This is a genomic window from Clostridium sp. CM037, assembly GCF_055081095.1.
On sequence record NZ_CM143650.1, the window covers coordinates 693040 to 716996 of the forward strand.

The 23957-nt window shown below is 32.9% G+C and carries 18 protein-coding genes; 16 read left to right on the forward strand and 2 right to left on the reverse strand.

The features are described 5' to 3' along the window. Positions 1-36 precede the first annotated feature (36 nt). From ACWJKP_RS03535 to ACWJKP_RS03560, 6 genes are all read left to right on the forward strand, one after another. Positions 37-465, forward strand: coding sequence for a hypothetical protein (locus ACWJKP_RS03535; protein ID WP_165414943.1), 429 nt, complete (start codon positions 37-39; stop codon positions 463-465). A gap of 419 nt (positions 466-884) precedes the next feature. Further along, the gene (locus ACWJKP_RS03540; protein ID WP_165414942.1) at positions 885-1823 is read left to right on the forward strand and encodes a beta-ketoacyl-ACP synthase III; all 939 of its coding nucleotides are present in this window, start codon (positions 885-887) and stop codon (positions 1821-1823) included. 395 nt (positions 1824-2218) lie between these two features. Continuing rightward, positions 2219-3424 (forward strand): IS701 family transposase, encoded by a 1206-nt coding sequence (locus tag ACWJKP_RS03545; RefSeq protein WP_165414941.1) that lies wholly within the window; start codon positions 2219-2221, stop codon positions 3422-3424. Positions 3425-3846: 422 nt separating this feature from the next. Then, positions 3847-5145 (forward strand): IS30 family transposase, encoded by a 1299-nt coding sequence (locus ACWJKP_RS03550; protein ID WP_224578696.1) that lies wholly within the window; start codon positions 3847-3849, stop codon positions 5143-5145. 401 nt (positions 5146-5546) lie between these two features. Next, on the forward strand, positions 5547-5747 hold the full coding sequence (locus tag ACWJKP_RS03555) for a helix-turn-helix transcriptional regulator (RefSeq protein ID WP_165412411.1): 201 nt from the start codon (positions 5547-5549) through the stop codon (positions 5745-5747). Beyond that, positions 5744-6220 carry a DUF6773 family protein gene (locus ACWJKP_RS03560; RefSeq protein WP_165412412.1) on the forward strand — a complete coding sequence of 159 codons (477 nt, stop codon included), beginning with the start codon at positions 5744-5746 and terminating at the stop codon, positions 6218-6220. The genes ACWJKP_RS03555 and ACWJKP_RS03560 overlap by 4 nt, the downstream gene beginning before the upstream one ends. 277 nt (positions 6221-6497) lie before the next feature. Here the strand turns inward: ACWJKP_RS03560 and ACWJKP_RS03565 are convergent, their stop codons facing one another. Both ACWJKP_RS03565 and ACWJKP_RS03570 read right to left on the reverse strand, forming a co-directional pair. Continuing rightward, the gene (locus ACWJKP_RS03565) at positions 6498-6947 is read right to left on the reverse strand and encodes a hypothetical protein (RefSeq protein ID WP_165412413.1); all 450 of its coding nucleotides are present in this window, start codon (positions 6945-6947) and stop codon (positions 6498-6500) included. A gap of 365 nt (positions 6948-7312) precedes the next feature. Next, the gene (locus tag ACWJKP_RS03570; protein WP_165412414.1) at positions 7313-8692 is read right to left on the reverse strand and encodes a radical SAM protein; all 1380 of its coding nucleotides are present in this window, start codon (positions 8690-8692) and stop codon (positions 7313-7315) included. Positions 8693-9050: 358 nt separating this feature from the next. Between ACWJKP_RS03570 and uvrB the strand changes: the two genes are divergently transcribed. The 10 genes from uvrB to ACWJKP_RS03620 all read left to right on the forward strand — a co-directional run bounded on the left by uvrB (position 9051) and on the right by ACWJKP_RS03620 (position 23957). Further along, positions 9051-11036: an excinuclease ABC subunit UvrB gene (gene uvrB, locus ACWJKP_RS03575; RefSeq protein WP_165412415.1), complete on the forward strand. Its 1986-nt coding sequence runs from the start codon at positions 9051-9053 to the stop codon at positions 11034-11036. A gap of 25 nt (positions 11037-11061) precedes the next feature. Further along, positions 11062-13884, forward strand: coding sequence for an excinuclease ABC subunit UvrA (gene uvrA, locus ACWJKP_RS03580; protein WP_165412416.1), 2823 nt, complete (start codon positions 11062-11064; stop codon positions 13882-13884). Between the two features lie 224 nt (positions 13885-14108). Further along, positions 14109-14537: an FHA domain-containing protein gene (locus tag ACWJKP_RS03585; RefSeq protein WP_165412417.1), complete on the forward strand. Its 429-nt coding sequence runs from the start codon at positions 14109-14111 to the stop codon at positions 14535-14537. 26 nt (positions 14538-14563) lie between these two features. Beyond that, positions 14564-15808 carry an FtsW/RodA/SpoVE family cell cycle protein gene (locus ACWJKP_RS03590; RefSeq protein ID WP_165412418.1) on the forward strand — a complete coding sequence of 415 codons (1245 nt, stop codon included), beginning with the start codon at positions 14564-14566 and terminating at the stop codon, positions 15806-15808. Beyond that, a complete protein-coding gene (locus tag ACWJKP_RS03595; protein WP_165412419.1) occupies positions 15801-17234 on the forward strand; it encodes a peptidoglycan D,D-transpeptidase FtsI family protein in 1434 nt (477 codons plus the stop codon). The genes ACWJKP_RS03590 and ACWJKP_RS03595 overlap by 8 nt, the downstream gene beginning before the upstream one ends. A gap of 153 nt (positions 17235-17387) precedes the next feature. Beyond that, positions 17388-19253 carry an excinuclease ABC subunit UvrC gene (gene uvrC / locus ACWJKP_RS03600; protein ID WP_165412420.1) on the forward strand — a complete coding sequence of 622 codons (1866 nt, stop codon included), beginning with the start codon at positions 17388-17390 and terminating at the stop codon, positions 19251-19253. 188 nt (positions 19254-19441) lie between these two features. Then, positions 19442-20377: a UDP-N-acetylmuramate dehydrogenase gene (gene murB, locus ACWJKP_RS03605; RefSeq protein ID WP_165412421.1), complete on the forward strand. Its 936-nt coding sequence runs from the start codon at positions 19442-19444 to the stop codon at positions 20375-20377. 23 nt (positions 20378-20400) lie between these two features. Beyond that, the gene (gene hisC, locus ACWJKP_RS03610) at positions 20401-21486 is read left to right on the forward strand and encodes a histidinol-phosphate transaminase (protein WP_202881861.1); all 1086 of its coding nucleotides are present in this window, start codon (positions 20401-20403) and stop codon (positions 21484-21486) included. 252 nt (positions 21487-21738) lie between these two features. Continuing rightward, positions 21739-22623, forward strand: coding sequence for an RNase adapter RapZ (gene rapZ / locus ACWJKP_RS03615; protein ID WP_165412422.1), 885 nt, complete (start codon positions 21739-21741; stop codon positions 22621-22623). Continuing rightward, positions 22620-23957 (forward strand): gluconeogenesis factor YvcK family protein, encoded by a 1338-nt coding sequence (locus ACWJKP_RS03620; RefSeq protein WP_462961416.1) that lies wholly within the window; start codon positions 22620-22622, stop codon positions 23955-23957. The genes rapZ and ACWJKP_RS03620 overlap by 4 nt, the downstream gene beginning before the upstream one ends.

A 23957-nucleotide genomic window follows, 5' to 3' on the forward strand; every position in this document is an offset into this window, starting at 1 on the left:
GTTCATTATGGGAATATTAATAAATAGGTGATGCTTATGACTAAAAAAATACTAGCAATTATGTTCTTATTTATTATGCTTTTGCATTCAACAATGGTTCGTGCTGAAGAATTAAAATATATCGAAATTTTTGATCCAAAGCAACAAAAGGTGGTGAAAGTAGTTCAGTTAAATCCAGAAATTCATAATATGGTTGAAAGCTTTATAAAGAATGTGGATAATATCTACGGTAAAAGTAATCCTCTTACAAATGATGGGTATGCAATTAGAATCCCGCTTTACCCGGCTGTTAAGGTACAAAGAGAATGTTTAAATGCACTTGTATATGAAGTCTATATAATAATACCTGAAAAGGATCCACCATTTTTTATGATTTTTGAAGATGAAAACAGACTACTTTGTTTCCCATTTAAAGGAGATATAAATTCGTTGTCAAAAATTTTAGATTTTAAACTAGGCAGATAAAGTATCTACCTTACATTTGTAATATGAAAACCCCTATAAAGTATTATATATATACTTTACAGGGGTTTTGGTATTTTATCAGTGTTAAAAAAGTTTTTCCAGAAATTAAATATTATATACAGACAGCAGATAGTATAAAATCCTTTTATTTATAAAAGCCCAATAATTAATACCGCATATGGAAATGTACCAATTAATTATGGGAAAGAATCATAAGTTGAAAGAATTTTTTTAAATACTAGTTGAAACCTTTGTAGTAAATTAGTCCATATTTTTTAATGCTTATATATCCCTAGTTAAAAAGTATATAAAATTACCATGAAATTGTATTTTTTACGTAATATATAATCTATGCTATGCTATAATTAATAGAAAGTATGTAAATATTTTAATATTTACATAAGTAAGGGAGTGCATAAATGGGAATACAGATTATTTCTACTGGTAGTTACTTGCCTGAATTATTAGTAACAAATGATGAATGGATATCAACTCGTACGGGAATTAAAGAGAGACATATATCTACAACTGAAACTACCACAAGTTTGGGTGTAAATGCAGCTGAAATAGCATTAAAAAATAGTGGATTATCAAAAGAGGATATAGATTTAGTTATATGCTCTACGGGAACACCAGATGTATGTGTACCAACAGTAGCAGCAAATATAAAAAAAGAATTAGGAATAGAAAGTGCTGTTGCATTTGATATGAATACTAGTTGTTCAGGTTTCATATATGCTATTACTGTGGCAGAAAGTTTAATGAAAAATTGTAATTATAAGAACGCAATTGTTATTGGTGCTGATACAAACAGTCAAATTGTAAATTGGCAAGACAGGTCAACCGCTGTACTTTTTGGCGATGGTGCTGGTGCTGTTATATTATCAAATGCTGAAGAAACAGGGATTATAGCTACTCATTTAGATTGTGTTATAGACCATGATAATGTTCTCACATGCTATAATAAAATAGAATCCACACCATTTTTCACAGATAAAAATGAAAAAAATCAAAAAGTAGTTATGGATGGCAAAGGAGTATTGCGATTTGCTACAAAAGCGTTTATAGAAGCAACACAAGCAGTTGTAGATAAAGCTAATATTTCAATAAGCGATATTAAATTGATCATTCCACATCAAGCTAATTTAAGAATTTTAAAGTCAGTAGCTAAAAAGATGAATATTGATGAGAGTAAATTTTTTATAAATATAGATAGAACCGCTAATACTACTGCAGCTACTATTCCAATTGCATTAGATGAAGCTTTAATTAGTGGTATGATAAATAAAGGTGATATTATCCTTTTTGTAGCATTTGGTGCTGGGCTTTCTTCTGGAGCAGTCCTACTTGAATGGTAAAATTTAATAATATTTTTATCTTTACTTATAAACTTATTTTTATTAAATTTTAAAATTACGAGAATAGTAATATATATTTAATATTTTTAGTGAAAGATTAAATGGTGGTGGGAATTATAAATTTTTTTATATATTTTATACTCTTTGCACTTGGATGGTTTAATCTTTGTTTGGAAAGATCGTGAAATGTTACTTAAAGAGTTGATTTATACGTGTTGTTAAGCAGTTAGTTAAATTTAACTATATTTAACTAGATTTAACTAAATTTAATTAAGCAACTATAAATGAGCGAAAATGATCCCATTAATTTCCATATGTTAAAAAAGAAAAACATCTATGCATTCTCCTGTTATAATTAAGTCACGACACAAAACATAACTAAGGAGAAAACATAAATGTTTAACAACTCAATTGTAACAAAATCATCGGCAATATACAAATTTTTAATTGAATTAAAAATAACTCTTTATCTCACAACGCCTCAAATTCATCATCTAATATTATTTATAAATTCTATGGTGACAAAAGGCTACTGTGGAAAAGTAACTGACGTCTCAGACTTTATGCCGGTTAGGCATCGGACTAATATTGGAAAGTTTTTATCGGAGAGTCCATGGGACGAAAACTTCGTTGAAAAAGCCCTAAAAAAACGTGTTATTATGAGAATATGGGAGATGTCTAAAACAACTGGCAGTCCTATTTATATTGTAATAGATGACACAATTTCAGAGAAGACTGTGCCCTCGTCAAAGGCTAAGAAACCTACTGAAAAATGTGGATTCCACCATTCTCATTTAAAAGGTAAAACAGTTTATGGTCATCAATTAGTTACAGTTATGTTATTGTGCGATACTCTTGTGCTGCCATATACTATGGCGATATACAACAAAGAAAATATGAGTAAAATCCAAATGGCAATTGAGTTTATAAACTCCTTACCACAACCAGTAAATAAAGGCTATGTTTTATGTGATAGTTGGTATAGTAATAAAAAATTGTTCGCTGTTTCTAAAGAGGCAGGCTACGCCTATATTGGTGGTCTAAGAACAAATAGAGTAGTATATCCAAAAGGTCGTGAAAAACTTGGAATTAAGCTTAATCATATGTGCGAGATATTAACTAAGGATGATGTCGACCTAGTCAAAGTTGGCAATAATGAATATTATGTCTACACATATAGAGGCAAGCTTAATGACGCAAAGGATTCTTTGATAGCCCTTTGTTGGCCTAAAGAAGCTCTTTTCAAGCCTGGTTGTTTAAGAGCATTCATAAGTCTAGATACCACTATTACAACTGAAGAACTTCTAAATCACTATAAACATAGATGGCCAATTGAAACTTTTTTCAGAGAAACTAAAAAACATCTTGGTTTAAATCATTATCAAGTAAGAAGTGATCGTAGTATTAACAGATACTTCTTGTTACTAATGATTACCTACGTATACTGTGAATTAGAGATAAGCAATGGTACGTTGAATTTCAACGCTGGAATTAAAAGTGCAAGGAACCAATCTAAAAAGGAACGAGTATCTTGGATTTTTAATCAAGCTGACTTAGGAATTCCTCTTGAAGCTATTTTTAAAACATTAAAGATAGCTTAGAATAGTTGGTATTAATTTTAAATGGAATAAATTTCTAACTAATTCGCTCATTTATAGTTAAGCAATTATGTTTTTGTATGTATTGTTCTATGTGGTATAGACGATGCGGATTTAGCCTAACTGGGAGGGACATATATAACTTTAAAGATAATAAAGTAAGGTAACCGCGTAAAAGTGGATACCTTACTTTTATATTCTAGCCATTTTCACGTGACTTAGTATAAATAAATTCAAAATGATACTCAATTGTAAATCTAAAAGCAACCTGTTCTATTTACAATTGAGGTATAATTCTTAAATCAAATATATATGCCAAGAGGTTGCATCTCGGTATACAAAAATATTGGCATGTGTCAGTCTTTTGTTTTACTAACATTCAAAATTACATATTCTATAAGAGTTGGCGGCAGAATGGAGGATATATGTCAACGTTTTTCACCTATGAAGAAAGGCTTGAGATACAAAAATTCTTAAAAGAAAGTCTTTCCTTTAAAGAAATCAGCCGAAGATTGGAAAAAAATCCAACCACCATCTCCAGAGAAATACGTAAGCACAGTTCAGAGGTTGCAACAGGTTATCCGGGATATCCGTACAATGCCTGTAAAAATCGTTTTAACTGCAGGTATAAGGATGTATGCGGTAAAAATTGCACAAGAAAAACAACCATCTACTGTAAGCTTTGTCAATCCTGTAATGATAACTGTCCTGATTTCATTTTGGAAATCTGTACTGCCCGCTTTAGGGTTCCCTATGTCTGTAATGGTTGTGAAACGCTTGGGAAATGCTCTTTATTAAAAAATATATACAATGCGGAGCATGCCCATATGAAAGCTCACGAAGCCATTTCACAGTCCAGAAGTGGATTGTGTGTATCGGAAGATGAAGTAGCCAGACTCAATAAAATAATTTCTCCACTAGTTCAAAACGGTCAATCTGTTCATCAGATATATGTTACGCATGAAGATGAAATTATGTGTAGTGAAAAGAATATTTACAACTACATAGATGCCTGTCTTTTCGATGTGCGAAATATTGATCTTCCGAGAAAAGTCAAGTTTCGCGAAAGGTATAAAAAACCGGAATTCAAGGTAGATAAAGGCTGCCGCATTGGGCGCAACTATAATGACTTTCAGGCATTCCTTGCTAAAAATCAGGATACCACTGTTGTACAGATGGATTCTGTGATTGGAAGTAAAGGTGGCAAATGCCTTTTAACGATTCACTTTGTAGATACCAGCTTGATGTTAGCATTTCTTAGAGATGCAAATACTTCAAAATCAGTAACGGATATTTATGAAACACTTTATGAAACCCTTGGGAAGGAGGTTTTTACAGCCCTTTTCCCTGTAATTCTTACAGACAACGGGAGCGAATTTTCGAATCCAAAGGCAATTGAATATGGTACTGAAAAATTCTCAGGACATCGTACCAATGTATTTTATTGTGATGCTGGAAGTCCCTATCAAAAGGGAGCCATTGAGGTTAACCATGAGATGATTAGGCGCATTCTTCCGAAGGGAAACAGCTTCGATCATCTGACACAGGAAAATATCAGCCTAATGATGAATCACATTAATTCCTATAAAAGAAAAAAACTGAACAACCGTAGCCCATACGAAACGTTCAGCTTTTACCATGGAGAAGAGATTTTACAAAACCTAGGGTGTACACCGGTAGCAGCCAGCGACATCATGTTAAAACCAATTCTTCTCAAAAAATAAAAATATAAAACAGTGCCGCCAGATATCCATACAATCCTAAAATAGGGGTGGATTCTCCGATTACAAAAAAATCGAGAGTGAGTTGACCTCTATTTGGCATGCATATTTTCTATTATCATACATCAAAAAACCGAAAAATCAAACTGCATTTGGATTACAAATGTGGCTTTTGGGTTTCAAAACTGGCTTTTCAGATACAAAGGTTGCATTTCATTTACAAATATTCAATTGTCAATTACAAACGTTGCATTTCAATTTACAAAGTGGCATATCGCTTTACAATTGAGTTTTACAATTGAGTATGGTATCACTCATAGCAATATATATGAATTAAAATGTAATATATAGTTTGCATTTAGAAATATATATGTTATAATAAGCAACGTAAGGAGGTTTTGTGATTGAAGAATAAACGTATGAAAATTGCTCGCGTAGAGTGCGAGTTGTCACAGGAACAACTGTCGGAAAAGGTAGGAGTTACAAGGCAGACGATTGGTATGATAGAGGCAGGAAAGTACAATCCATCACTTAATCTTTGCATTGCCATATGTAATGCATTAAATAAAACATTAAATGATTTATTTTGGGGGGAATCAAAATGAAAAATAAGAACATTAAGGACGAGAGGGTTATTGAACAACAGCATAAAATAGTTAGCGGTGCGTTTCAATTAGTTTCTATATTTTTATTGATTTCTGTGTTGTATAAGCAATTCATTTTAAATGCACCTTTTAAAGCTTATATGACGGAATTTATTGCATTTTTCGGTGGTTCATTATATGTTCTTTCGGTAAATTTCATGAAAGGTAATGACGTATACAGTAGTTATCATGTTGGTACAAAAAAGCATAGAATAAGACGCTATCTAATAAACAATTTGGGTATAAGTTCAGGAATTACATTTGGTCAAATAATGCAAAATCATTCAAGAGATTCACAAACTCCAGTAGAAATACTCATCATGTTTTTAATCACATTTGCTTTTTCGATTTTGGGGTCTTCAGGATTAATCTGGTTTTCAAAAAAACGTACAGATAAAATCGTTAAACAATATGAAGAACGCGAGGATAACTAGAGATATCATAAGTAACAGTGGTGAATAATGATACGACGAATATTTTAGAAAATATGAGCAAACTATAATCAAAAAAGGAGCATGCTAGGAATACCCTTGGCAAGCCCCTTTTCTATTATATAGGAAACAACTTGTGGTAAATAATGTGGATAACTTTTTTTTATGCCCTTCGGTTTCATCCCACCTGTGGATATAGATATATGATTTTTGTTACAGCATAATTTAAGAAAAAATTCGTAATTTAAAATTTATGAGTTACCTCATATTGAGTGAATTTTTAAAGCAAACTATGTAACGCTCTAGTCTGGTATAGGTGTAGTTGCTTCAGTATAATTTTATCGGCTTGAGCCTGAGTTATAGTGCCATTACTTACAAGGGATGTTAGAGGATTTATATGAGTTATCTTGTTGCTATCCATATATAGTTTACTTCCTTGAGTAGTAATAGCTTTAGTTTTTTCTGAACCTTCAGATCTATTTAGTACAGCTTTAATTTTATTCGCATCAGTTTGAGTTATAGTATTAGCAGTTACAAGGTTTTCAACATTTGCGCCTAAACCCTGTTTTATTTTAGTGTCTATTTTTTTACATTCAGTTGTTAAAGATGCCTTTCTACCAATGTCTAATGGGCTAGAAGTCGCTGCGAAAGTTGTACTCGCAGATGATAAAAGTATTCCAACTGTTAGTGAGCCAGATAGAATTTTGGTTTTTATAGATATAATTTTCATTTTAATATCTCCTCATTAATTTATTTTTATCGATTCTATCTTTTAATCATAGCAATTGAGAGTGTCAACTAAGTGTCAATATGTTGTCTATTTTGTTTGTTTTGTGTATTTTCTATAAATTTTGTATTAACTCATCTCCTGCGGAGCTGAAATGTCGTTAAATTCCTTAATAAGATAATCCCAACTTACCAGGCTTGCTAACAAATATTTTTATGCGCAAAAAAAGTATATAATACTTATAATGCATTAATAAGTATTATATACTTTTCTCTTTTTTATTATATAGGAATAGCTTTCGAAAAATAATGTGGATAACTTTCACGTTTCAACCTGTTATTTCAAACCACGCAGGAGAAAGTTCATAATTAACCTTTTGATAATTCATCATTTCCTTTTTCATTAAAAGTTTCCTTCCACTCTTTATCGGCATAAGGTGTAAAAGCATTTGCAACCTTGTCAATATTTTCATGGAATTCTTTGTCATTAAGCATAACATCTCCAGCAGCATCAGTTGGTTTAGCGCCAACCTTTTGACATACATCTCTTATTACATTGGTATTATCTATCATCATACATGGCCTTAACATATTTTTGTTATAGGGCTGTCTATGTCTTAATTCTTTAAAGAAAGGATCCCTAAAAGCGTCAATTAATGGTCTTCCCTTTAAATTAACTGTTGAGAAATGTGCAAATATACATGGTTCTGCATCCTCTTTCGAATTGATATGAAAGAAGTATTTACCGGCTATACATCCCCCTACTAGTGGAGCATCATTAAAGAAATCAATTGTAAAATATGGTTTTGTTGTTCTTATTTCATTAGTTCTTCTTCCAAGTCTTATTCTCTGCTCTGGTGTAAGCATCATATCAAACTGTGGATGTGAACTTACCGGCATAAACAAGAAATACCAACTTAATTTAGAACCTTTTTCAATTAGCATATCAGTAAACTTATCAGATAATACATCATCTATGTTAGTTCTTGTAACACATGTTGAAACTCCGAATAAAACTCCTCTTTCTTTAAGCATATCCATAGCATGTATAACTTTTGCGAATGTACCCTTTCCTCTTCTTGCTTCTGTATCTTCTTCAAAGCCTTCAATCGAGAGCATTGGGAATACATTTGAACATTTTTGTATCCTATTGGCAATTTCGTCAGTTATAAGAATGCCACTAGTAAACGGGGAGAACATCATGTCATCAAACTTCTCATATATATCGAGTAGATAGTCATTATAGAAAGGTTCACCCCCAAGTATTATTATCCAGTATATCCCCAAATCTCTTGCTTCTTTAATTAATCTCTCTACTTCTACAGGTGGAATATCAGTATCTTTACTATAATTAGATGCATAGCATCCAACGCAGTGCAAAGGACATCTCATAGATGGACTGATTAGCAAAACAAATGGTATTTTTGTATCTTCGTCAGTTAAAAATTTGTTGCGTTTTGCACCAGCATACCAATTTGCATTTGCAAAGAAATTAGTAACCAATTTCTTAAGACACTTTGTGTCTGTATTAGTTAATATATTTTGTATATATTCATGTGTTGGGGGGTTACTCTTGTAATAACTATAGACAAAATCTATTTGTTTTAGTTGAGACTCATCTTTTATTAGTTTTTTTATAGTATCAAAAATTTTGTCAACATTTCTTTCGGGGTTCTTTTCTAGATAATTAATTAAAGTCTCCATGATTTTAGATTTTACACCTTTTTCTACAGAATTCATAATACTCACAACAATTCCTCCATTTAAAATATTTTTTTTTATGCAGTATATTATTATTTAATGAGAGTCAACTAATATTAATCGTTAATTTTGTCTATATGCAAATAGGTGATTATATATATATAGTATCTATATTTATAATTTAGAATAAAATGCAACTAATGAAAATTTTTAACGGTAAACTAGCAAGAAATATTGTTGAAAGAACTATGAATGGTGTTAATTATAATCTTTAGATTTTTTTAATTTATAGTAGGTGAATAGTTTTTGTGAATTAGTATAGGATATATTGACATATTAAAAATTTATAGTTAAAATAGAAGTAACGAACAAATGTTCATAAGAAGGAATACAAGGCGGTGATTTTATGCATGAGTTTAAGTTACATTCAAAGTTTAAGCCTACTGGAGATCAACCACGGGCAATTGATAGTCTTGTGCGCGGAATTGAAGAAGGTAAAAAGTTTCAAACTCTTAAAGGAGTAACGGGGTCAGGTAAGACTTTTACCATGGCTAATATTGTTGAGAGAGTTCAAAAGCCTACATTGGTGCTTGCTCATAATAAGATCTTAGCAGCACAGCTTTGCTCAGAGTTTAGAGAATTTTTTCCAGATAATTGTGTTGAGTATTTTGTTTCATATTATGATTATTATCAGCCAGAGGCTTATATTGCACAGACGGATACATTTATAGAAAAAGACTCATCTGTTAACGATGATATTGATAAGTTAAGACATTCAGCTACATCGGCATTACTAGAGCGTAACGATGTTATTGTGGTGGCTTCGGTTTCGTGTATATATGGACTTGGTAACCCCGACGAGTATAAAAAACTTACAGTGTCAATAAGGGTTGGCATGGAAAAGGATAGAAATGAAGTAATAAGACATTTAGTAGATATACAGTATGAAAGAAATGATATTAATTTTATTCGCGGAACCTTTAGAGTGAGAGGTGACACTATAGATATATTCCCTGCTTCATCGTCAAGTGAAGGAATTAGGGTAGAGTTTTTTGGAGATGAGATAGAAAGGATTAGATCATTTGATTCTCTTACAGGAGAAATTATTGGAACCCTAAAACATGTATCTATTTTCCCGGCTTCCCATTTTGCTACATCCAAGGATAAATTGGAACTTGGCATAGCTCAAATAGAGCAGGAGCTTGAGGAGAGGTTAAAGGAGCTTACTTCAGAGGATAAAGCTTTAGAGGCACAAAGACTTAAGCAAAGAACAAACTATGATATTGAAATGATGAGAGAGGTTGGTTACTGTACTGGTATAGAGAACTATTCTAGAATTTTAGATGGTAGGGCCGCTGGAACAGCACCTCAAACATTGATGCATTATTTCCCTAAGGATTTCTTAATGTTTATAGATGAGAGCCATGTAACTCTTCCGCAGGTTAGAGCTATGTTTGGTGGGGATAAATCAAGAAAGACTAATTTAATTGATTATGGATTTAGACTTAAGTCAGCCTATGATAATAGACCGCTAACTTTTCAGGAGTTTGAGGGTACTATGAATGAAACGATTTTTGTAAGTGCAACTCCAAACGTTTATGAAGCAGAACATAGTGAGAATGTGGCAGAACAAGTAATAAGACCCACGGGATTATTGGATCCTGAAATAGTTATAAGGCCTGTTAAGGGGCAAATAGATGATTTATATGCGAGCATTCAGGAAACAATAAAAAGAGGCTTTAGAGTTTTAGTTACGACCCTTACAAAAAAAATGTCAGAAGATTTGACTAAATACTTTAAAGAAATGGATATGAAAATTACATATTTACATTCGGATATTGATACCATAGAAAGAATGAAAATTATCCAAGATCTTAGGCTAGGTACTTTTGATGTGCTAGTAGGTATAAATCTTTTGAGAGAAGGATTAGATATTCCAGAAGTAGCTCTTGTTGCAATACTCGATGCAGATAAAGAAGGGTTTTTACGTTCTGAAACCTCATTAATTCAAACAATAGGAAGAGCTGCAAGAAATTCAGAGAGCAAGGTAATGATGTATGCAGACAAAATTACAAAGTCTATGAAGAAGGCTATGGATGAAACTACAAGGCGTAGAGGAATTCAGATGGAATATAATGAAGAACATGATATAGTGCCAACCACTATTGTAAAAGATATTAGGGAAGTAATCGGATCTATAACAGTTGCGGAAGATAAAGAGGTATATGAAACCCTTGAAGCTGCAATGGATGCGAATTACGATGAAACTAAAAAGTTAATGGATAAGTATGAAAATGAGATGAAGCAAGCAGCTAAGGATTTACATTTTGAAAGAGCGGCGCAGCTTCGCGATATAATTTATAAACTCAAAAAGCAGATTAAAAATATATAATTGTGTTGTAACAGAGGAGGAAAACATGAGGGATAAAATTTTTATAAAGGGTGCTAAGGTTCACAATTTAAAAAATGTTGATTTGGAGATACCGAGAGATAAATTTGTAGTGTTTACTGGACTTTCAGGGTCTGGTAAATCTTCACTTGCTTTTGATACATTATATGCAGAAGGGCAAAGAAGGTATGTGGAGTCATTATCTGCATATGCAAGGCAGTTTTTAGGTAATATGGATAAGCCAGATGTTGAGTACATAGAGGGGTTATCTCCTGCTATTTCTATAGATCAGAAAACTACTAACAGAAATCCACGTTCCACAGTGGGTACTGTAACTGAAATTTATGATTATTTGAGACTTCTTTATGCTAAAGTAGGGACGCCTCATTGTCCTAAATGTGGTAAGGAGATTTCTCAGCAAACTGTAGACCAGATGGTGGATAGAATAATGGATATGCCGGAGAAAACTAAGATTTCAATTTTATCTCCTGTGATAAGGGGAAAAAAAGGTGAACATGTCAAGATAATAGAAAATATTAAAAAAAATGGTTTCGTTCGCGCTAGGATAGATGGTACTACTGTAGAGCTTCTGGAAGAGGAAATAAAACTCGCAAAGACTAAGAAACATAATATAGAGATAGTAATAGACAGAATTTCTGTAAAAGAAGAAGTTCGAGGGAGGCTTTCTGAATCTTTAGAGAGTGCATTAAAACTAGCAGAGGGGACTGCAATTGCTAGCATTTCCGGTGGTGAAGATATTCTTTTTAGTGAGCATTTTGCCTGCATTGATTGCGGCATTAGCCTTGGAGAATTGGCTCCGAGGATGTTTTCGTTTAATTCTCCATATGGTAAATGTGATACTTGCGACGGCCTTGGTACTCTTATGGAAATTGAAGAGGATTTAATAATACCAGATAAAAGTAAGAGTATTAAAGGCGGCGCCATTATGTCTTTTGGGGAAGGTAGTCTTAAGGAGGATTCCTGGACTTTTTCGGTACTTCGGGCAATAAGTGAAAAATATAAGTTTAGCTTAGATACACCTATAGAAGACTATGAACCAGAAATTCTTAAAATATTACTGTACGGAACTAATGGTGAAAAAGTTAAGGTGGAGTATGTTAAGGAGTTTAGATCAGGTACTTTTAATCATTCTTATGAAGGAATTATAAACAATTTAAAAAGACGATATGTTGAAACCTCGTCAGATTATATAAAAAGAGAAATTGAACAATATATGGGTGATAATGCATGCCCTAAGTGCAAGGGAGCAAGGTTAAGCCCAGAGGCACTAGCCGTAACTGTTGGGGATAAGAATATAAGTGAGTTTTGTCAATTGTCTATTGTAGATGAAGTTATATTTTTAAAAGATATAAAATTATCAGAGAAAAATAAGATTATATCTAATCAAATTTTTAAGGAAATAAATGATAGACTTAATTTTTTAAAGGATGTAGGACTTGATTATTTGAATTTAGCTAGAGCGGCAGGTACATTGTCTGGTGGAGAAGCGCAGAGAATAAGGCTAGCTACGCAGATAGGATCAAGCCTTATGGGAGTTTTATATATTTTAGATGAGCCTAGTATTGGTCTTCATCAAAGGGATAATGATAAACTTATAAAGACATTAAAGCATTTAAGAGATATAGGTAATACATTAATTGTGGTAGAACATGACGAAGATACCATGAAGGCAGCAGATTTTATTGTAGATGTTGGGCCAGCAGCTGGCGAACATGGTGGAGAAATTGTGGCTACCGGAACAATTGAGGATATAAAAAACTGTGAAAGGTCAATTACAGGTCAATATTTAAGTGGTAAAAAGAAGATAGATGTTCCGAAGGTGACGAGAGTATCTAATGGAAATAGTATAAAAATACTTAATGCAAAGCAAAATAATCTTAAAAATGTTAGCGCGGACTTTCCGCTAGGTGTATTCACTGCAGTCACTGGCGTTTCAGGTTCTGGAAAGAGTACTTTAGTTAATGAAATTCTATACAAAGGTCTTAATAAAAAGGTGAATAAATCTAAAAAGAATCCTGGGCTACATAAAGATATTTTAGGATATGAGAATATAGATAAAATTATAAATATTGACCAAGGGCCTATAGGGCGTACTCCAAGATCTAATCCAGCTACATATACAGGAGTATTTGATATCATTCGAGATGTTTTCTCAATGAGTCCAGAAGCTAAGATGCGGGGTTATAAGCCAGGTAGATTTAGCTTTAATGTAAAGGGCGGAAGATGTGAGGCTTGCAAGGGTGATGGAATAATTAAAATAGAAATGCAATTTTTATCTGATGTGTATGTGCCTTGTGAGGTTTGCAAAGGGAAAAGATATAATAGAGAAACTTTAGAGGTTAAGTATAAAGGGAAAAATATTGATGATATTTTAAATATGACTGTTGAGGAAGCTGTAAATTTCTTTGAAAATATTCCTAGAATTTCTTGCAAATTTAAAACACTGATGGATGTTGGACTCGGATATGTAAGGTTAGGTCAACCATCAACACAATTGTCTGGTGGTGAGGCTCAAAGAATTAAACTTGCATCTGAATTATCTAAGAGAAGCACTGGCAAGACCTTTTATATTTTAGATGAGCCTACTACAGGACTTCATATTGATGATGTTAGTAAACTTATTAAAATACTTCAAAGACTTGTAGATTCAGGAAATACAGTAGTCGTAATTGAGCATAATTTAGATGTTATAAAGTGCGCGGACTATGTTATAGACTTAGGTCCGGAGGGTGGAGATAAGGGCGGTAGCATTTTGTGCAGTGGTACGCCAAAAGAAATATCCTTAAATGTGAATTCATATACAGGACAATATCTTAAAAAAATGTTATAATTCATATTAAGCTAGCATACTAATTTAACGAAACTTGAGAAGGAACTCCCCAACTTCTATAAGTGGGGGGATAACGATTAATAATTGTTACCCGCGCAAGAGGTCTACAAAGGGGTAAATCTCCTTCTGAAGTCGTCAATTTATCTTCTGCTAAGATGTGCGGCTCCGCAGGAGATGATTTAATGCTAGTCTTTGATTATGATTTAAAGAGGAGAAAGTGAGTTATGGCTAATATAAGCTTGTTTTTGAGATATGCAATTATAGCGATTATTTACATTATAATAATATTTGCTTTGAGAATAATGTATAAGGACATAAAAGGTGGTGCAAAGAAGAAACCAATTATTAAGAAAACTATGGGGCTTGAGGTTATAGAAAGAGGAGAAAATTTTAATTTAAGAATCGGTGCGGTTATTCCTCTAAACGATGTGCTTACCATAGGCAGAAAGGGAGATAATCTTTTAATTTTGGGGGACAAATACGTGTCATCTCAGCATGCAAGAATATATCTTAAAAATACAGATTATATTTTGCAAGATCTGAGAAGTACTAATGGAACCCTTAAAAACAACAAAAAAGTAACGGACAAGGTAATCATAAAAAAGGGCGATGAAATTAAAATAGGAACTTCAATTTTTAAAGTTATAGGGTAAATTATGAGTGCTAGGGAGGTGATAGTATGGAAAAGATAAAGGAAGAGCGGAAGCTTCTAAGGTATACTTATCTTCTATGCATAGTTTTATTTATCAATATGTTTCTTATTGGTAAAAATGGGTTTGACAAAGGCGCAATAATAATGTGCGCAATAATATGCTTAATGTTTGCGTATTCTCATTTTATAATAAGAAGATTTTTTCCGGATGGTGACAAATATATTTTACTGTTTTCGAATGTTTTAGCGGTTATAGGTATGGCCATGTTATATAGGTTAGACTCATCTCTTGCACTTAAACAACTTATCTTTTATGCAGTTGGAATTGCCATATTCATTTTAGTAGTAGTGCTTTTTCCTAGCTTATCTAAGTTTGGAAAGTACAAATATTTTTACATGATATGTACTATTATACTTATGTCATTGGGAAGTATATTTGGAAAAGAAGTTTATGGAGCTAAAAACTGGATATCTGTTGGTGGATTTACTTTCCAACCATCAGAATTTGCTAAATTATCTTTGGTAGCATATTTAGCATCATCACTACAGAATTATGGAGAAAATCTTAAGGGAAAGTCAGAGATTATGAAAATTAAGGAATTAATTGAGCCTGGAATTGTAGTTATGATTTCACTTGGGTTAATGGTAAAGCAAACGGATTTAGGATCAGCACTTTTATTTTTTGCTATTTCAATAACCATGTTATATATTGCTACTTCAAATTTAAAATATGTTCTAATATGTTTAGGATTTTTTATTATAGGTGGATTTATAAGCTATAAACTTTTTGGGCATGTTCGTCTAAGGTTTATGATCTGGAATGACCCATGGAAATATGGTAATCATGAAGGATATCAGGTAGTACAATCTTTAATTTCCATAGCCTCCGGTGGTCTTTTTGGAACAGGTTTTGGACTTGGGCACCCTGGAATGGTTCCTGTAGTTACTACAGATTTCATTTTTTCGGCTATTGCTGAGGAAATGGGCCTTCTTACTGGCTTCGCTATCCTTATTTTATATTTCTTACTGTTTTATAGATGCATGAGGGTACCTGTTTACAGTAAAGATAAATTTACAAGATTACTTGCAGTGGGTTATAGTACAATGATAGCTGCCCAAGTATTGGTTATAGTAGGTGGGGTAGTTGGAGCTATTCCACTAACAGGTATAACGCTGCCATTAGTTAGTTCTGGTGGTAGTTCTATGTTAATAACTTTCTTTGCACTAGGTATACTTCAAAAAATTTCAGAGGACGGTCAAAGTTATGAATGATTTCGTGAATAATATAAAAAAGGTCATGTTGGTGTTTTTAATACTTTTCATTGCTTTAATTTCCTACATAACTTATTCATATATGTTTAGGAGCGAAAAGACTTTAGATAGTGTATTTAATAGGAGAACTTCGGTTGAGAGAAATAAGGTATTAAGGGGAACAATTTACGATAAAGATATGAACGCCTTAACAAAAAGTACGAAAACAGGTGAAACGTCTCAAAAACTAGAATATTTAAAGGGTCCAGTTTTTGCCCATGCTATAGGGTATATGGATACTGTATATAATCTTGCTGGTCTTGAAAAAAAATACGATAAAGAACTTATGGGGGCTGGAGAGACAGCAATTCCAAAGTTTGTTTTCTTTAGTAAAGATACTGAAGAGAAAGTTGGAAATGGATTAAGAACTACTCTTGATTCAAAGCTTCAAAATAAAGCTTATGAGCTTTTAAAGGATACAGGATGTAAAGGTGCGATAGTGGCGATGAATCCTAAAACTGGAGAAGTTTTAGCTATGGTATCTAATCCATCTTATGACCCAAATAATTTAGAAAGAGATATGAAAGATTTAAATGCAGATAAAGAAGGTACACCACTACTTAATAGGGCGACATCTGGGTTATATCCACCAGGGTCTGTATTTAAAACTATTCCGGCGATAAGCGCTTTAGAAAATATCACTAATGTTTATAATAAGGGATACCAGGATAATGGTAAATTAGTTGTAAATGGAACACAGCTATTGACAAATTATAATGGCGAGGTTTTAGGAAGTTTAAATTTTAAATCTGCTTATGAACATTCTAGTAATGCGTTTTTTGGGTCTTTAGGTATTGATTTAGGAAATAAAGCACTAAAGGAAACCGCAGAAAAGTTTTATTTTAACAAGAATATCCCATCTGAAGGGTTAACTATAGAGAATAGTAGATTCCCAAGCTATAAAAGCTATGAGAAAGGTAATATCGCTCAAAGTGCTATAGGCCAGGCGGAGGTTTTAGCTACTCCTATGCAAATGGCATTAGTTGTAAGCGCTGTTGCTAATGATGGTATTATGATGCAACCAATGCTTGTTAAAGAAATATTGGATAGCAAAGGTAAATCTTTAAAAAAAATAGAACCGAAGCAACTAGGAGAAGTGATATCAAAGGAAAATGCTAGTACTATGAAGGATTTAATGAGAGGCGTTGTAACTGAAGGTACAGGAACTAATGCAGCTGTGTCAGGCATTGAGGTTAGTGGAAAAACGGGTACTGCAGATCATAAAGTTGATGCTAGTGCACAAAGAGGTGCTCATTCCTGGTTTACTGGATTTGCACCCTATGATAATCCTGAAATTGCCATATCGGTAATTGTAGAAGAGGGTGGAGTTGGTGGTAAAAAAGCTGCCCAAGTAACTAGAGATCTTATTGAAAGTTATTTAAAATAAAGCATAAAAATATATGCATATAATAGTAAAGAAAGTCAGATATTGAAATAATATCTGGCTTTCTTATTAGAAATAAGATAGCTACATGATATATGGAGCAATTTGTAGTATATTGCCCAGGAAATTTAACGACATTTTTAAAGGGGTGCTAATGTGTTTGATTTTGAATATCAACTAAAGATTCTTCCAGATGCACCAGGAGTGTATCTTATGAGTAATCATCTTGGTGAAATAATATATGTGGGTAAGGCTAAAATATTAAAAAATAGAGTAAGGCAATATTTTAAGGGTTCAAAAAATCATTCTGTAAAAGTAAAGGCTATGGTGAAAAATATATCTGAGTTTGAATATATAGTAACGGATTCGGAAATGGAGGCACTTATTTTAGAGTGTAATCTTATTAAAAGATATAGCCCAAGATATAATATTTTGCTTAAGGATGATAAACACTATCCCTTTATAAAGATAACTATAAATGAGGAATTTCCACGGGTTTTTGTAACTAGAAACATTGCAAATGATGGCGGAAAATATTTTGGGCCGTATACAGATTCAGCAGCTGTATATAGCATTATTGAACTTATAAAACAAATATACCCACTTAGGACGTGTAGACGAACTATTAAAGAGGGACTGCCCCCTACTAGGACTTGCTTGAACTATCATATTGGGCTGTGCAAAGGCCCTTGTGCAGGGCTTATTAGTAAAGAAGATTATGGGGAAATCATAAAAGGTACAATGCAGTTACTTGCAGGAAAAGACAGGAATATAAAAGATGAGCTAAAGCGAAAAATGGAAAATGCATCGGAAGATTTAGAATTTGAAAAAGCGGTGGTGTTTCGCGATAAAATCATGGCCATAGATAAAATAAATGAGAAGCAAAAGATTATAATAGGAAATTGCGAGAATGAAGACTTTATTAATCTATATGTTGATGAAAAAGATGTTTGCCTTCAGGTATTTTTTCTTCGAGATGGTAAGATAGTAGGACGTGAACATTTTATTTTAAATGATGAAGCGGACCAGGTAGCACATGAGCTTATAGAAGAATTTATAAAGCGATTTTATGGAGGGGCAGCCTTTATTCCTAAAACAATATATGTGCCGTTCATAAATGAGGGAGAGATTCTAGAGCAGTGGCTCAGTTCCAAAAAAGAATCAAAAGTTGTGATTAAGGTTCCTCAAAAGGGAGAAAAGAAAAAGACATTAGAGATGGTAGAAAATAATGCTAAGATAACCCTTGAACAATTTAAATTAAAGGATATGCAGGATAAGGAAATTCACAAAATTGCACTGGAGGAGCTTACGGGCTTATTGGAACTGGATGAAATACCTGAAAGAATTGAATCCTATGATATCTCAAATATAATGGGCGTGGATTCTGTAGGTAGTATGGTGGTTTTTGAAGATGGAAAGCCTAAAAGTAGTGATTATAGAAGGTTTAAAATAAAATCAGTTATAGGAGCTAACGATTATGATAGTATGCGAGAAATACTAGAGAGAAGGTTTAATCGTGGACTAGATGAAGTGGAAAAAATAAAAGAAAGAAATTTAGAATTAAGTAAAGGAAAGTTCTGTATATTTCCTGATTTAATTCTTATGGATGGTGGAAAAGGGCAGGTCAATGTGGCCCTTGAGGTTTTAAATAGTCTTAATATTAATATACCTGTATGTGGAATGGTTAAGGATGACAAGCACAAAACTAGAGGGTTAATATATAATAATGTAGAGCGAGTTATGAGAGGCAATTCTCAAAGCATGCACTTGATTACTAGAATACAAGATGAGGTCCATAGATTCGCTATTACTTATCACCGAACTTTAAGAGATAAAAGAACTCTGTATTCTATATTAGATAATATACCTAATATAGGGGAAAAGAGAAGACGCGAGCTACTAAAGAAATTTGGTAGCATCGATAAGATAAAAAGTGCAAGTGTTAAGGAACTAATGGAGACTCCCTCTATGGACAGTAAGGCCTCGGAATGTGTTTTAGAATATTTTAAAAAGAGTAAATAGAGAATATTGAAATAATAATCAAATATGTCAGAAAAATTAATAATTAATAATGATTAGTTAAATTGTTGAAATATCTTAGTAAAAAGGGTAAAATAAAAGCACTATATAATTCCAGAGTATAAAGCATATATTATATGCTTTATGCTCTGGAATTATGTAAATATATTAATATTTTCAAGGAGTAGAATATGAAAAAATATGAGGAACTAATTAAACAAATAGATAAAGTTACCAGAGGATCAAACATAAAGATAGATGAGCCTATGAAAAATCATACTTCTTTTAAAGTAGGGGGACCAGCTGATATTTTAGTGACTCCGGAAGATGTGATGGAAGCTCAGTCAATAATAAAAATTTGTAAAGATAACAATGTGAATTATTATTTAATAGGAAATGGTTCTAATTTACTTGTACGTGATGGTGGAATTCGTGGAGTAGTTATAAAGCTATGTAAGTTTAATAAAATTGAGGTAAAAGGAAATAAAGTAATCGCTCAAAGTGGAGCAAGTTTATATGATGTTACCATGGTGGCACTGGGTGAAGGACTTAAAGGTATGGAATTTGCAAATGGAATTCCAGGTAGCATTGGTGGTGCGGCAGCTATGAATGCAGGAGCATATAATGGTGAAATGTCTATGGTTATGGAGAGTATATTAGCCCTTGATAATAATGGAGAATTATTAACTTTAACAAAAAGCGAAATGGAGCTTTCTTATAGGAGTAGCGCTATTCTAAAACACGGATATACGGTAATAAGTGTTACCCTTAGTCTAAAAGAAGGAGATAAGGAGATTATAAAAGCAAGGATGGACGACCTTGCGAAAAAAAGAAGCGATAAACAACCTTTAGAATACCCATCAGCGGGGAGTACATTTAAAAGACCAGAGGGCCATTATGCAAGTGTTCTTATACAAGATTGCGATTTAAAGGGTACTTGCGTTGGGGATGCTCAAGTATCTGAGAAACATTCTGGTTTTATTATTAATAAAAAAGATGCTAGTGCTAAGGATATTTTGGATTTGATAAAGCTTGTGCAGCATGTAGTTTATGAGAAATTTGGAGTAAAGCTTACTACTGAAGTAAAGATATGGGGAGAAGACGAACGAGCTTCCAAGGAGGAGTAAGTATAATTATATAGGGGGAAATTATGGAATACATGGTACGTAAAGAAATTTTGGGTTTAAGGAGTTATAAGGCAGGCAAGCCTATAAGTGAAGTTAAGAGAGAATTGGGGCTTGCGGAGGTTGTAAAGCTTGCGTCCAATGAGAATGCATTAGGATGTTCGCCAAAGGTGAAAAAAGCATTAAGAGAATTAGTAGAGGAAACTCATATGTACCCAGATGCATCAAATCACGAATTGAAGGATGTAATAAGCGCAAAGCTTGGGGTAAATCCCCAACAGATTGTGTGCAGTACAGGCTCCGATTCATTGATCAGAGTAATTGCAAACACTTTTTTAGAGCCAGGAGATGAATCTATAACGGCGGCGGTTACCTTCTCTAGGTATGAGGATTCAACAAAACTTATGGGAGCTACTAGTATCGTAATACCTATGGATAATAATGCAATACATATAGAAAAAATGGTAGATTCAATAACTGAGAAAACAAGAATCATATGGTTTTGTAACCCTAATAATCCTACAGGAACTATATTTACTAAAGCACAATTTGCGAGAGTAATAAACAAAATACCAAACCATGTATTAATAATTATGGATGAGGCCTACAATGAATATGTAACTTCAGAAGAATTCCCGAATTCTTTAGAATATTTAAATGATTACCCTAATATGATTATTCTAAGAACCTTTTCTAAATATTACGGATTGGCATCTCTAAGATGTGGATATGGAATAGCTAGCGAGGAATTATGCTCATATCTTAATAGAGTTATTGGGCCTTTTGATGTTAATTTATATGCACAAAAAGCAGCGGTAGCAGCACTTAGGGATGAAGAGTTTTTAAAACTAGTATCTGAAACAAATATAGCTGGAAAAAAGTATTTATATAAGCAATTTGAGTTAATGAATCTGCAGTACATAGAAACGAACACTAATTTTCTTATGGTGGATACAAAAATTGATGATAAGGAAGTTTTTGATAAGTTACTTTTAAAAGGTATTATTGTAAGACCAGGACATTTATTAGGTATGCCCCGATGGCTTAGGGTTACAATTGGTACACTAAAGCAAAATGAGTTATTTATAAAAGCTTTAAAAGAAATTTTATAAATAAACAACAAATATTTTTATGCGCAAAAAGTATATATTACGTATAATGCATTGAAGTGAATGCATTAATAGTAATATATACTTTTTTTCTTTTTTATGTTTACCTTTCTATAAACGCTCCATGTGTTATAATAAAAAGTGAAACTATGCTAGTACAATGCAGTAAATGAGCCTTTAAAGCGAATTTATTATTAATATTAAAATATTAACAGTTGTAGTAGTTATTACTTTTTTAAATAGGGGGGTTTTTAAATGAGATTTGTTATATTGACAGGGTTATCAGGCGCTGGAAAAACACAAACAATACGAAATCTTGAGGATTTAGGATTTTTTTGTGTAGATAATTTGCCACCTATATTGATTCCGAAATTTGCGGAGGCGTGTTATCAATCTAACGGGAATATAGATAGAATTGCTTTAGTTATAGATATTCGAGGTGGAAAGTTTTTTGATGATTTATTTGAAAGCTTAACCTTTTTAAAAGAACAAGATTATAAATATGAAATTTTGTTTTTAGAAGCAACAGATGAAGTACTTGTTAAAAGATATAAAGAGACAAGGAGAAAACATCCGCTAGCACCAGAGGGAAGGGTTTTAAATGGAATTGCTTCTGAGCGGAAAACACTTAAGGATATACGTGAGCGTGCTGACCATATAATCAATACTACGAAAATTTCAGCAAGAGAGCTTACAGAAGAAATAAATAATATTTATGCAGAGGAAGGTCAGATAGAAACTAAAATTATTATAACTGTGCTTTCTTTTGGATTTAAATATGGAATACCTGTGGATTCAGATTTAGTATTTGATGTTAGGTTTTTGCCAAATCCATATTATATTCCAGAACTTAAGCAGTATTCAGGTAATGACCAACCTGTTAGAGATTATGTATTACAGTGCGAGGGGACTAAAGTATTTATAGAGAAGCTTCAAGATATGCTACAATTTCTTATTCCAAATTATAAAAAAGAGGGAAAAAGACAACTCATAGTGTCTATAGGATGCACTGGGGGAAGACACAGATCGGTAGCTATAGCAAATAAAATCCATGAAATGTTAGAACAAGATGGTTATAACGCTAATATAGATCACAGGGATATAAATGAAGACGTGAGTAGAGGCGGCAACAAGCTATGATGTTGAGTGATTTTCTGAAACCTGGTATCAACTTGAAAAGATGGATTTTTCTGGGGAATATGGGCGTCTTGTTATTAGTTTTTGGTGTTGTTGAATTTATAAATGAAGGACATTCTTCTGTGGGAAGTATAAGTTTTCCGATACTTTTCATAGTGATTGGGTCGTTGATGATATATGTAGCTATAATACAAATTGTTAAATATTTTATTATACTAGTAAATACAGGAAAGCTAGATGTAGCTATAAGTTCAAAAGGCTTAGGGGATTTAATATTTGAAAAGAGGGTACTTATAAAAGGACCTAAAATTGTAGTAATCGGAGGAGGTACTGGTTTATCAACTATGCTCCGAGGATTAAAGAAATATACCAATAATATAACTGCAATAGTTACAGTAGCAGATGATGGTGGGGGATCAGGGGTTTTAAGAGAAGATTTAGGGATTCTTCCCCCGGGGGATATTAGGAATTGTATATTAGCATTAGCAGATACGGAACCACTAATGGACGAATTATTGCGCTATAGATTTAAAGATGGAAGATTAAAGGACCAAAACTTTGGTAATTTATTTTTAGCAGCGATGGATGGAATTTCAAATAATTTCGAAGAAGCTGTGCAGAAAATGAGTTCAGTCCTGGCTGTAACTGGAAGGGTTATCCCAGTTACTTTAGACAATATGATTTTAAAAGCAAAACTTAAGAACGGAATGATAATTGATGGAGAATCAAATATACCAAAAGGCGCTCTTGAAAATAATAGTGCGATTGAAGAGGTTTTTATAGAACCTAAAGACGCGAAAGCAATTAAAGAAGCATTAGTTGCTATAAATGAGTCGGATGCTGTAATACTCGGACCGGGAAGTTTATATACTAGCATTATTCCCAATCTATTAGTAGGGGAAATAAGAAATGCATTAGATAAAACGAGAGCCTTAAGAATTTATGTGGCAAATATCATGACTCAGCCAGGGGAAAGTGATAACTTTGGTGTGAAAGACCATATAAATGCTATACATCAGCATGCTAAATGCAAGGTTATTGATTGCGTTTTGGTAAATATAGGTAAAATAGGTAGTGATTTAGAACAAAAATATCTTAACGATAATTCTAATATGGTTAAGATAAATGAAGATGAAATTACAAAGCAAGGCATAGAGGTAATTAAGAGTGATTTTGTTAAAATAGGAAAAGGGTATATAAGACATGATGAAGATAAGCTTGCAACCATTTTGGTAGAAACGATTATGGAGAAAAAGCTATTTAATGATAAAAAGAAAATAGTAGAGTATGTTTATTTATCACAAAGGCTTAAAGAAAATAAACGCAGTAAGGGGTAG

Bases quoted from the DNA above. Each gene is read 5' to 3' on its own strand.
- ACWJKP_RS03535 (WP_165414943.1), top strand. From the start codon at position 37: ATGACTAAAAAAATACTAGCAATTATGTTCTTATTTATTATGCTTTTG.
- ACWJKP_RS03540 (WP_165414942.1), top strand. From the start codon at position 885: ATGGGAATACAGATTATTTCTACTGGTAGTTACTTGCCTGAATTATTA.
- ACWJKP_RS03545 (WP_165414941.1), top strand. From the start codon at position 2,219: ATGTTTAACAACTCAATTGTAACAAAATCATCGGCAATATACAAATTT.
- ACWJKP_RS03550 (WP_224578696.1), top strand. From the start codon at position 3,847: ATGTCAACGTTTTTCACCTATGAAGAAAGGCTTGAGATACAAAAATTC.
- ACWJKP_RS03560 (WP_165412412.1), top strand. From the start codon at position 5,744: ATGAAAAATAAGAACATTAAGGACGAGAGGGTTATTGAACAACAGCAT.
- ACWJKP_RS03565 (WP_165412413.1), bottom strand. From the start codon at position 6,947: ATGAAAATTATATCTATAAAAACCAAAATTCTATCTGGCTCACTAACA.
- uvrB (WP_165412415.1), top strand. From the start codon at position 9,051: ATGCATGAGTTTAAGTTACATTCAAAGTTTAAGCCTACTGGAGATCAA.
- uvrA (WP_165412416.1), top strand. From the start codon at position 11,062: ATGAGGGATAAAATTTTTATAAAGGGTGCTAAGGTTCACAATTTAAAA.
- ACWJKP_RS03585 (WP_165412417.1), top strand. From the start codon at position 14,109: ATGGCTAATATAAGCTTGTTTTTGAGATATGCAATTATAGCGATTATT.
- ACWJKP_RS03590 (WP_165412418.1), top strand. From the start codon at position 14,564: ATGGAAAAGATAAAGGAAGAGCGGAAGCTTCTAAGGTATACTTATCTT.
- ACWJKP_RS03595 (WP_165412419.1), top strand. From the start codon at position 15,801: ATGAATGATTTCGTGAATAATATAAAAAAGGTCATGTTGGTGTTTTTA.
- murB (WP_165412421.1), top strand. From the start codon at position 19,442: ATGAAAAAATATGAGGAACTAATTAAACAAATAGATAAAGTTACCAGA.
- hisC (WP_202881861.1), top strand. From the start codon at position 20,401: ATGGAATACATGGTACGTAAAGAAATTTTGGGTTTAAGGAGTTATAAG.
- rapZ (WP_165412422.1), top strand. From the start codon at position 21,739: ATGAGATTTGTTATATTGACAGGGTTATCAGGCGCTGGAAAAACACAA.
- ACWJKP_RS03620 (WP_462961416.1), top strand. From the start codon at position 22,620: ATGATGTTGAGTGATTTTCTGAAACCTGGTATCAACTTGAAAAGATGG.